Consider the following 10,414-nt stretch of genomic DNA (forward strand, 5'->3'; position numbering starts at 1 on the left):
CCGCCACCCGGCCGCCACCCGGCCGCACCCCTCCCCACCCCGCGCCTCAGTCCCCCCGCTCGTCCACCATCGCGTTGTAGGCGGCCACCTGCGCCCGGCGGGCGGTGCGCCGCAGCGGAGTCAGCACGGCGGTGCGCGCGGCCATCTCCCCGGCGCTCACCGCGGCGCCGTGTCCGTCGGCCGCGATCGCCAGCAGCGCCGAGACCTGGCGCGCCGACTCCAGCACCCGCACCGCCCGCGGCGGGTAGCCGGGTGCCAGCAGCTTGCTGTGTCCGCGTCTGCGGTACTGCTCCAGCGCCCGCAGCGCCTCGGGCCCGGCGCCGGCCACGTCCAGCCGGGCCAGCAGCTCGGTGGCCTCGCGCAGCCCGTCGGCCAGTTCGCGTTCGGCCTCGTGCAGCGAGGGCACGTCGGCCGGTGGCGCGTCCCGCACCTCCCAGCATCGCCACAGCACCGTCACCGACTGGTCACCGGGTGGCCCGTAGGCGTCGATCTCGGGAACGAATCCGATCGGCAGGCCCACCGCGAGCACCGCCTCGCCGACCGCCATGGCGGCGCCGTTGAACTCCGCCGGGCCGGTCAGCCCCAGCGGGTGCCCCTCGGACGGGAGCGCCAGCCGCAGCCCGGTCACCCCGAGCACCCGCAGCCGCCCGATTGCCCAGGTCAGCGCGTGCTGCTCGCCCTCGGTGTCGCCCGGAAGCCCGATCACCCGGTGCCGTTCGTCACTCCCCACCACCTCCTCCACCACGTGGTCGGGCGGGGTGTGGCCGGCCAGCAGGGAGTTGCCCCAGGCGGTCAGCCGGGCGGAACGCGGCTCGGCGAAGTAGTCAGCGGCGGCGGGAGTCAGCGGCATCCCGCCAGCCTACGGACAAGGCGGCCACCTGGGTGGCGTAGGTTTGGGCTGTGCTGTGCGAGCAGCTGTGCCACCGTGCCCGCGGTTGCGCTCCCTCCCCGCCTATCCGACGGGCGGAGTAGGCTGCCCGCCCGCACCGACTGGTCGACACGAGTGGCATCCGAAGTTGGGGAAGGCAGAGGCATGAGCGACGTGCTGGAGCTGGTTGACGTTTCCGTGGTCAGGGATGGCCGCGCACTGATCAGCCAAGTCTCCTGGTCGGTGGCCGAGGGCGAGCGCTGGGTGATCCTGGGCCCGAACGGCGCCGGCAAGACCACCCTGCTCCAGGTCGCCAGCAGCTATCTGCACCCGACCAGCGGCACCGTCGCGGTGCTCGGGGAGAAGCTCGGCTCGGTCGACGTCTTCGAGCTGCGCCAGCGGATCGGCCTGGCCGGCGTCTCGCTGCTGGACCGGATCCCGCGCGAGCAGACCGTGCTGCAGACCGTGCTCACCGCCGCCTACGGCATGACCGCCACCTGGCAGGAGGAGTACGAGTCCCTCGACGAGTCGCGGGCGCTGCTGCTGCTCGACCGCCTCGGCATGGGCGGCTACGAGCAGCGCAAGTTCGGCACCCTCTCCGAGGGCGAGCGCAAGCGCACCCTGATCGCCCGCGCCCTGATGACCGACCCCGAGCTGCTGCTGCTCGACGAGCCGGCCGCCGGCCTGGACCTCGGCGGCCGTGAGGACCTGGTGCGCCGCCTCGGTGCGCTCGCCCAGGACTCGCAGGCACCCGCCATGGCGATGGTCACCCACCACGTCGAGGAGATCGCCCCCGGCTTCACCCACGTCCTGATGCTGCGTCAGGGCAAGGTGCTCGCCGCCGGCCCGATCGACACCGAGCTGACGGCCCGCAACCTGTCGCTCTGCTTCGGTCTGCCGCTCACCCTGGAGCGCCACGGCGACCGCTGGGCGGCCCAGGGCCTGCCGCTCGGCTGACCGTCTGCTCGGACTGGGCGGGTCCCGCTCGGCCGGGCCTCCGTCCGACTCCGCGGGCCTCGCTCGGCCGGCCCTCCGTTCACGCCGGCAGACCCCACTCCGCTCACCCTCTGTTCGACTCCGCGGGGCTCCGTTCGACCGACGGTCGGTCAGGTGCCGCACGGCTGACCGGTTTCCGGCCCTCCACCTGCGGGAAGGGCCCACACCGGACGTTGTTTCCTCCCTAGGATGGGCATGTGGACAGCTGGCTGTGGTGGCTGCTGGTCGCCGTGCTGCTCGGAGTGCCGCTGGTGGCGACCGCACTGCCGGAGTTCGGCCTGTTCGCGATCGGGGCGGGCGTCGCTGCGGCGGCGGCCGGCCTCGGGGCGGGTGTGGTCTGGCAGTTCCTCACCTTCCTGGTGGTCTCGGTCGGCGCGGTGGCGCTGCTCCGCCCGGTCGCCTACCGGCGGCTCCAGAAGGGCCCGCGGGTCCGGATGGGGATCGAGGCGCTGGTGGGGGCTCGGGCCGTGGTGCAGGAACGGGTGGACGGCCTGGACGGTCGGATCAAGCTCAACGGCGAGATCTGGTCAGCCCGGGCACTGCACCCCGACCGGGTCTACGAAGTGGGCCAGCAAGTGGATGTGATCGAAATCCAGGGCGCGACCGCCCTGGTCGACTAGCCGGTCGCCAGACCGGCCGGTCGTGCGAGTCGTCCGAGTTGTCCAGGGGAGACACCGTGGAACCCGTCCTCATCGTGCTGATCGTCCTGGTGGTGCTGGCCCTCATCGCACTGATCCGGACAATCCAGGTGATCCCGCAGGGCAGTGCGGCCATTGTGGAGCGGTTCGGCCGCTACACCCGCACCCTCAACGCCGGGCTGAACATCGTGGTGCCGTTCGTCGACACCGTCCGCAACCGGATCGACCTGCGCGAGCAGGTCGTGCCGTTCCCGCCGCAGCCGGTGATCACCCAGGACAACCTGGTGGTCAACATCGACACCGTCATCTACTACCAGGTGACCGACGCCCGGGCCGCGACCTACGAGGTGGCCAGCTTCATCCAGGCGATCGAACAGCTCACCGTCACCACGCTGCGCAACATCATCGGCTCGATGGACCTGGAGTCCACCCTGACCTCCCGTGAGGTGATCAACGCCGGGCTGCGCGGGGTGCTCGACGAGGCCACCGGCCGCTGGGGGATCCGGGTCAACCGGGTCGAGCTGAAGGCGATCGAGCCGCCGACCTCCATCCAGGACTCGATGGAGAAGCAGATGCGCGCCGAGCGGGACAAGCGCGCCGCCGTGCTCACCGCCGAGGGTGCCCGGCAGGCCGCGATCCTGCGGGCCGAGGGTGAGAAGCAGGCCGCGGTGCTCAGTGCCGAGGGTGAGGCGCAGGCCGCCGTGCTGCGCGCCGACGGTGAGGCCGCCGCGATCCGCACCGTCTTCGAGGCCATCCACGAGGGCGACGCCGACCAGAAGCTGCTCGCCTACCAGTACCTGCAGACCCTGCCCGAGCTGGCCAAGGGCGACGCCAACAAACTGTGGATCATCCCCAGCGAGGTGGGCGACGCGCTCAAGGGCCTGGGCGGTGCGTTCGGCGGCCTCAGCGGGCAGGGCGCCGGTCCGGGCGCCGCGCCCAAGGTCGGTCCCGATCTGACCAAGCAGCCGACGGCGGACGGCTCGGTGCCGCGTCCGGTCGGCTCGGCCAACGGTCCGCGCCCGCTGGACACCGACGACTCCGGCGCCACCCGGCCGCGGGTCAACCCGACCCGGGAGTACCCGCAGATCGACCCCGAGTGAGCTCGACCCCGAGTGAGCTCGACCCCGGCCTCACTCGACCGCGAGTGACTCCGAGTGAGCTCGCCCCGAGTGAACTCCACTCCGACTGAACCGAGTCATTTCATGTGATGTGAAGATTCGTCTCTCATCCTGAAACCGACTGGGCGCCGTGGTGCCCGGTCCGGGATCATCGCGAACGCCGCCACCCCGTCCGGGGGCGGACACGCGAACAGTAGGGACGACTCCATGACTCCATGGGAAGGGCTGGCGGTCTTCGCAGCCGGGGCGGGTGCGGGCACCATCAACGTCATAGTGGGATCGGGGACGCTGATCACGTTCCCGGTCCTGCTGGCGATCGGGCTGCCTCCCGTCACCGCCAATGTCTCCAACACGCTGGGGCTGGTGCCCGGGTCGATCAGCGGTGCGATCGGCTACCGGCGGGAGCTGGTCGGACAGCGCCGGCGGCTGCTCCGGCTCGGCCTGGCCTCGCTGCTCGGCGGGCTGCTGGGGGCGGTGCTGCTCACCCGCCTGCCCGGATCCGCGTTCAACGCGATCGTGCCGGTGCTGATCCTGCTGGCCCTGGTGCTGGTGGTGATCCAGCCCCGGGTGGCCCGCGCGGTCGCGGCGCGCGGCGGCGCCCCCGCCCACCCCGACGGCAGCTTGGCGCTGGCCCTCGGCATCTTCTGCTGCGGCATCTACGGCGGCTACTTCGGCGCCGCCCAGGGCGTGCTGATGCTGGCCCTGATGGGCATGCTGCTCCGCGACGACCTGCAGCGGATGAACGCGGCCAAGAACGTGCTGGCGCTGATCGTCAACGCCGTCGCCGCGGTGTTCTTCATGTTCACCACGCACATGGACTGGCTCGCCGCCCTGCTGATCGCGGCCGGCTCGACGATCGGCGGGCTGATCGGCGCCAAGGTCGGCCGCCGACTGCCGCCGATCGCGCTGCGCACGCTGATCGTGCTGGTCGGACTCGCCGCGGTCACCAAACTGCTGATCGGCTGACGGTTCGACGGACCATATCTGACGTTCCATCAGACTCCGCTCCCGGTCCCCTATGCTCGGCGCGAAGGCACTGCCGACCGGCAGCCCAGCGACCCAGCGGACCGGGAGCGACCTGATGAGCAGCAGCACCCTCCTCACCGAGGACGAGATCACCGCGGCGCTGTCCGCCCTGCCCGACTGGCAGCGCAGCGGCGACTCGATCACCAGGACGGCCGACGCCGCCGACTTCCCCGCCGCGATCCGGGTGGTGAACGCGGCCGCCGAGGCCGCCGAGCGGCTCAACCACCACCCGGACATCGACATCCGCTGGCGCACCCTCACCTTCGTGCTCTCCACGCACAGCGCGGGTGGTCTGACCGGCCTGGACTTCCAGCTCGCCGCCCTGATCGACCAGGCGTTCGAGAGGGCCTGACCGGCCGCGCGCGCCGCCGTGAGATGCTGGCGGGCGGCAGTACGCAGTCGGATGAACGGGAACTCATGAGTCAGGACGGGTACGACTACCAGCACTCGTGGTACCCCACCGAGCCAAACCAGCAGCCCCAGCCCCACCCCGATGGGACCGGCGAGCAGCAGCAGTGGGCGTGGCAGGGCCAGCAGGAGCAGCAGCCCTACCAGCAGCCGGGCACGGGGGAGTACGGCGCGGAGCACGGCAGTGGGTACCAGGGGGAGTCCGCCGGTCAGTACGGCTACCCGCAGCCCCCGGCCGCCGCGCCCGAGTATCCGGCGGGGACCGAGTACCAGGCGCCCTACCAGGACCCGCACGTCCAGGACATGCACGCCCAGGCCACCGAGACCATGCCTCAGATACCGGGCGAGGGGCCCGTCACCGCTGAGCTCGGCACCTCGGACCCCTTCGCCTCGGAGTCCTTCCCCTCGGAGTTCGGCACCGACGCCGGCGCCGAGCCCACGGGCGGCACCGGAGCCCGGGACGACCGCGACCCCGACGCACGGCCGGGCCGCGGCCGCCGTTCGGCCGCCGGCAGCGGCGGCTCGCTGCGCGACCACGCCCAGGGCGTGCTGGACGGCGTGCTCGCCAAGGACGGCAGCCCGGACCGCCGCACCCTGCTGATCCGCGGCGCAGCCGGTGTGCTGGCCCTCGGCGTGCTGGTCACCGCCGGGGTGGTCGCCACCAGTGGCGGCAGCAGTCACCACGCCCCGGCCGCGACGCCGCCCAGCACCGACACCGGCTTTGCCGTCGCCCACAACAAGATCTGGACCGCTCAGCCGGCCGGCGCCCCCCAGCAGGGCAGCGACGACACCCTGGCCGGCAGCTGGCTGGTCGCCAACGCCCTGGTCCGCGCCGACAGCACCGGCGTGCACGCCTATGACGCCGCCAGCGGCAAGCCCGCCTGGTCGCTGGACGCCCCCGCCCAGGGCGCCGTCCCCTGCGGCCTCTCACCCACCGTCAACTCGTCCGGCCTCGGCGCCGCGCTCTTCCGCACCGGCGCGGACCCCAAGAGCCCCTGCACCCTGCTGGTCGCCGTCGACACCAAGACCGGCAAGGCCGCCTGGAACAAGCAGCTCTCCAACACCACCAACCCGTACGCCGCGCACGCCGCCGTCTTCGACGACAAGGTGATCGCGGTGGGCGACGACAAGGTCTACGCCTGGGGAGCGGCCGACGGCCACGACCTGTGGCAGTACGCCGGGCAGGGTAAGTACTGCACCCTCTCCGGCGGGGCCAACGGCAACACCGTGCTGGTGCACAGCAGTTGTGCCGACAGCAACCCCGGCGACCAGATGGTCGCGATGGGCGCGGCCGATGGCAAGGTGCTCTGGTCGCACGGCCTGGACGGGCAGCCCAAGACCGTCACCGTGCTCTCCGCCGAGCCCGCGGCCGTGCTCACCACCGGTGACCAGCCCACCGACGACAAGCTGGTCTCCTTCGGCCAGGACGGCAACCCGTCCGCCACCATCCAGCTGGTCTCCAACACCGGCCGGCTGAACGCCACCTCCGGCACCTTCGACCCGACGCCCGCGATCTTCTTCCAGGACCACCTCGCCGTCGCAACCAGCACCGCCGCCGACGGCAAGACCAGCGTCGTCGCCTACGACCTGGCCGGCGGCAAGGAGTCCTGGCACACGGCGATCAGCGAGAAGGGCAACGTCCGCGCGGTCGGTCTGGACAACGGCACCCTGGTGCTGGCCACCGAGGAGCGCGTCGAACAGCCCGCCCACCTCAGCCGGTTCGCGCTGAACGGCGGCCAGGAGACGGTCGGCGGCAACTTCCCGCCGGCCACCGGCTCACTGCTCACCTCCGGGCGGGTGCTGACCGGCAGCGACCGGGTGGTCGTGATACCCGAGCACTCCACCAACTTCGGTACGGCCACCGCGTTCCAGGCAGCCAAGGGCTGACCGGCCCACTGACTCAGCCGGGTTGCCCGCAGCCCGGCTGAGCCAGTGGCCCGGTGACCGTCGCACTCCGCGGGGCCGACGGCGCGCCTCAGGCCACCGCCGGCCGCCCCGGCAGCCACTGCGCGAGCTCCGCGGCCTCGCCGGCCCGCAGGCCCAGCGCCAGCATCAGCGAGGCCTGCGGCGTCGGCTCGAACGGCCGCCGCAGCAGCACCATCCCGGCCTGCTCCGGAGTCCGGTCCGCCTTGCGCTGGTTGTCCTCGGCGCAGGCCGCCACGGTGTTCAGCCAGCTGTCCGCGCCACCCCGGGAGCGCGGCACCAGGTGGTCCACCGTGGTCGCCCGCCGGTCGCAGTAGGCGCACCGGTGCTGGTCCCGCACCAGGACACCCCGCCGCGACCACGGCGCCCGTTGTCGGAACGGCACTCTGACGTACTGCCTCAGTCTGATCACCCGCGGCACCGGCACCGACAGACCGGTCGCCCGCACCATCCGCAGCGGATGGGCCTGCTCGACCACCGCCTTGTCCTGCAGCACCAGCACCACGGCACGTTGCAGCGACACTGTCGACAGCGGCTCGTAACTCGCATTCAGCACCAGCGTGTTGCGCACTTCGGAGCACCTCCCCGGCCCGTCCCCGCCCGCTTGGCGGACACAACCACTGTGACCGCCGAGGTCTGCCCCGGACAACGGAATTTCCGGCAGGTTTCGCCCGGTCGGAGCAATCGTCGGAGTAGTCAGCGCCGCGCTCTAGGCTCGCCTCCGTGGCTACCGACCCCGGCACCCTGCTGCCGCGCTCCTTCTTCGACCGCCCGTCACCCGAGGTGGCACCCGACCTGCTCGGCCGCACCCTGCGCTGCACCCTGCCGAGCGGCACCGTCGAACTGCGCCTCACCGAGGTCGAGGCCTACACCGGCCCCGACGACCCGGCCTCGCACGCCTACTGCGGCCAAACCGCCCGAAACGCGGTGATGTTCGGACCACCAGGACATTCCTATGTGTACTTCACCTATGGCATGCACTTCTGCGTGAACCTGGTCTGCGGCCCCGAACTCCACCCCGGCGCAGTGCTGTTGCGGGCCGGCGAGGTGATCGGGGGAGTGGAGCAGGCCCGCAAGCGCCGCACCACCAGCCGCCGGGACCACGACCTCGCCCAGGGCCCGGCCCGGCTCGCCGTCGCCCTCGGCATCGACCGCGCACAGGACGGCGAGGACGTGATCGACGGTCCGGTCTTCCGGCTCTTCCCCGGCACCCCGCCGCCGGCCCGGCTGATCCGCACCGGCCCGCGCACCGGGATCGCCACCGCCACCGACGTCCCGTGGCGGTTCTGGATCGACGGCGACCCCACCGTCAGCCCCTACCGCGCCCACACCCCGCGCCGCCGCACAGCCGGACGCGGCCCGTCCACGTCGGCCGCTGAAACCGAGTAGGGGCCGATGGCACGGAACGCGTAGTCTCGGACACGCTGGACTGCACCGGATCCCGTCGGACCGCCACCGGGCGGACCCGACCCGACCAAGGAGAACCGTGACCGTGACGGACATCGTCGACGAGCTGAAGTGGCGCGGGCTGATCGCCCTCTCCACCGACGAGGACGCATTGCGCAAGGCGTTCGCGGACGGCCCGGTCACCTTCTATTGCGGCTTCGACCCGACCGCGCCGAGCCTGCACCTCGGCAACCTGGTGCAGCTGCTCACCATGCGCCGGATCCAGCAGGCGGGCCACCTGCCGCTGGGTCTGGTCGGCGGCGCCACGGGTCTGATCGGCGACCCCAAGCCGACCGCCGAGCGGGTCCTGAACGACCCGGAGACGGTGGCGGCCTGGGTGCTGCGCCTGCGCGGCCAGGTCGAGAAGTTCCTCGACTTCGAGGGCGACCACGCGGCCCGCCTGGTCAACAACCTGGACTGGACCTCGGGCCTGTCCGCGATCGGCCTGCTGCGCGACATCGGCAAGTACTTCCGGGTCAACAACATGATCGCCAAGGAGGCGGTGGCCCGCCGCCTCAACTCCGACGCCGGCATCAGCTACACCGAGTTCAGCTACCAGATCCTCCAGGGCATGGACTTCCTGGAGCTGAACCGCCGCTACGGCTGCACCCTGCAGACCGGCGGCAGCGACCAGTGGGGCAACCTCACCGCCGGTACCGACCTGATCCGCAAGGCCGAGGGCAAGTCGGTGCACGCCCTGGCGACCCCGCTGATCACCAAGGCCGACGGCACCAAGTTCGGCAAGACCGAGTCCGGCACCATCTGGCTCGACGCCGAACTGACCACGCCCTACGCCTTCTACCAGTTCTGGCTGAACTCCGACGACCGCGACGTCTCCAACTTCCTGCGGATCTTCTCGTTCCGCTCGCGGGAGGAGATCGAGGAACTGGAGCGGGAGACCACCGAGCGCCCGCACCTGCGCCTCGCCCAGCGCGCGCTCGCCGAGGAGCTCACCACCCTGGTGCACGGCGCCGAGCAGTACGAGCGCGCGGTGGCCGCCTCCAAGGCGCTCTTCGGGCAGGGCGAGCTGACCGACCTGGAGGCCGCGACGCTGGCCGCCGCACTGGCCGAGGTCCCGCGGGCCGAGGTCAGCGAGCTGGCCCCGATCGCCGACCTGCTGGTCGCGGTCGGCCTGGCCCCCAGCCGCTCGGCGGCCCGCCGCACCCTCAAGGAGGGCGGCGCCTACCTGAACAACGCCAAGGTCGCGGACGAGGAGGCCGTCCCCACCGAGGGCGACCTGCTGCACGGCCGGTGGCTGGTGCTGCGCCGTGGCAAGCGGAACCTCGCCGCGGTGGAGCTGGTCGGCGTCTGAGGCCGCGTCAGGCGGGCCGGGCAGCTTCGGCCGGCCTGAAATCACACTCGGTTTGACCTGGTGAAACACCCCGCAGGGGCCAGATCTGGACAGATCCGGCCCCTGCGTGTTTGACGGCGCTGCTCAGCTGACCTAAGGTGGATCGAGTCGCCTGAACCGGGGGACGCAAGAGGCGGTCGAGAGACTGGCTCGATTCTATCCGGTGCGACCATCACACTTACGGATTTATCAGCCAAGCTATTTTCCATTCGGAATCAGCATGGTCCGGACCTGGTCCGGAAATGCGGTAGAGTGATGGTCGTCGCAAAAGCAGAAAGCGACCCTGGCCAGCCAGGAAGTCAGAAAAGGCACCAAGCCGGATCTGATAAGCTGGAAACACGAAAGAACGAAGCGCCCGGAGGGGCCACGGAAGTGGCTGCGAAGGAAGCGTCCGTTCCTTGAGAACTCAACAGCGTGCCAAAAGTCAACGCCAGATATGTTGACATCCCCGGCCTTGATCCTTCTGGATCGGGGTTGGAGATTCCTTTTGAAGTAAACACTAGCGAGGACGCAGTGCACGGGGCCGCCCTATTCCGGTGGTTGCTGTGCCGCTCTGCGCGAGTGCTCGCTCGATTACGAGCAGACATTCACGGAGAGTTTGATCCTGGCTCAGGACGAACGCTGGCGGCGTGCTTAACAC

Annotated in this window: 10 protein-coding genes; 8 read left to right on the top strand and 2 right to left on the bottom strand. The window is 71.2% G+C overall.

Annotation, left to right across the window (positions count from 1 at the left end; genetic code table 11):
- Window positions 1-46: 46 nt before the first annotated feature.
- A complete protein-coding gene (locus P3T35_RS29165; protein WP_101382913.1) occupies window positions 47-850 on the bottom strand; it encodes a hypothetical protein in 804 nt (267 codons plus the stop codon).
- 183 nt (window positions 851-1,033) lie between these two features.
- Here P3T35_RS29165 and P3T35_RS29170 point away from each other — a divergent pair, with 183 nt between their 5' ends.
- The 6 genes from P3T35_RS29170 (at window position 1,034) to P3T35_RS29195 (ending at window position 6,941) form a co-directional block, all read left to right on the top strand.
- Window positions 1,034-1,825, top strand: a complete 792-nt coding sequence (locus P3T35_RS29170; RefSeq protein WP_101382914.1) for an ABC transporter ATP-binding protein — start codon at window positions 1,034-1,036, stop codon at window positions 1,823-1,825.
- 236 nt (window positions 1,826-2,061) lie between these two features.
- Window positions 2,062-2,484 (top strand): NfeD family protein, encoded by a 423-nt coding sequence (locus tag P3T35_RS29175; protein ID WP_101382915.1) that lies wholly within the window; start codon window positions 2,062-2,064, stop codon window positions 2,482-2,484.
- 56 nt (window positions 2,485-2,540) lie between these two features.
- Complete coding sequence (locus tag P3T35_RS29180) at window positions 2,541-3,602, top strand: SPFH domain-containing protein (RefSeq protein WP_101382916.1); 1,062 nt, start codon at window positions 2,541-2,543, stop codon at window positions 3,600-3,602.
- Between the two features lie 225 nt (window positions 3,603-3,827).
- On the top strand, window positions 3,828-4,586 hold the full coding sequence (locus tag P3T35_RS29185; protein WP_101382917.1) for a sulfite exporter TauE/SafE family protein: 759 nt from the start codon (window positions 3,828-3,830) through the stop codon (window positions 4,584-4,586).
- Between the two features lie 115 nt (window positions 4,587-4,701).
- A complete protein-coding gene (locus P3T35_RS29190; RefSeq protein ID WP_101385364.1) occupies window positions 4,702-4,998 on the top strand; it encodes a 4a-hydroxytetrahydrobiopterin dehydratase in 297 nt (98 codons plus the stop codon).
- Window positions 4,999-5,063: 65 nt separating this feature from the next.
- A complete protein-coding gene (locus P3T35_RS29195) occupies window positions 5,064-6,941 on the top strand; it encodes a PQQ-binding-like beta-propeller repeat protein (protein ID WP_101382918.1) in 1,878 nt (625 codons plus the stop codon).
- A gap of 88 nt (window positions 6,942-7,029) precedes the next feature.
- Here the strand turns inward: P3T35_RS29195 and P3T35_RS29200 are convergent, their stop codons facing one another.
- On the bottom strand, window positions 7,030-7,548 hold the full coding sequence (locus P3T35_RS29200) for an HNH endonuclease (protein WP_101382919.1): 519 nt from the start codon (window positions 7,546-7,548) through the stop codon (window positions 7,030-7,032).
- A 152-nt stretch (window positions 7,549-7,700) separates the two neighbouring features.
- On the opposite strand from P3T35_RS29200, the gene P3T35_RS29205 reads away from it, so the two are divergent.
- Both P3T35_RS29205 and tyrS read left to right on the top strand, forming a co-directional pair.
- Entirely contained in the window at window positions 7,701-8,366 is a 666-nt protein-coding gene (locus tag P3T35_RS29205; RefSeq protein ID WP_101382920.1) for a DNA-3-methyladenine glycosylase, read from the top strand.
- Between the two features lie 103 nt (window positions 8,367-8,469).
- Window positions 8,470-9,735, top strand: a complete 1,266-nt coding sequence (gene tyrS, locus P3T35_RS29210) for a tyrosine--tRNA ligase (RefSeq protein ID WP_101385365.1) — start codon at window positions 8,470-8,472, stop codon at window positions 9,733-9,735.
- The last annotated feature ends 679 nt before the right edge of the window (window positions 9,736-10,414 follow it).

It is taken from the genome of Kitasatospora sp. GP30 (assembly GCF_029892145.1).
Lineage (GTDB): Bacteria > Actinomycetota > Actinomycetes > Streptomycetales > Streptomycetaceae > Kitasatospora > Kitasatospora acidiphila.

What these genes read in the sequence shown, in the direction of transcription:
- P3T35_RS29165 (WP_101382913.1), bottom strand. Translation starts at nt 850, where the DNA reads ATGCCGCTGACTCCCGCCGCCGCTGACTACTTCGCCGAGCCGCGTTCC.
- P3T35_RS29170 (WP_101382914.1), top strand. Translation starts at nt 1,034, where the DNA reads ATGAGCGACGTGCTGGAGCTGGTTGACGTTTCCGTGGTCAGGGATGGC.
- P3T35_RS29185 (WP_101382917.1), top strand. Translation starts at nt 3,828, where the DNA reads ATGACTCCATGGGAAGGGCTGGCGGTCTTCGCAGCCGGGGCGGGTGCG.
- P3T35_RS29190 (WP_101385364.1), top strand. Translation starts at nt 4,702, where the DNA reads ATGAGCAGCAGCACCCTCCTCACCGAGGACGAGATCACCGCGGCGCTG.
- P3T35_RS29195 (WP_101382918.1), top strand. Translation starts at nt 5,064, where the DNA reads ATGAGTCAGGACGGGTACGACTACCAGCACTCGTGGTACCCCACCGAG.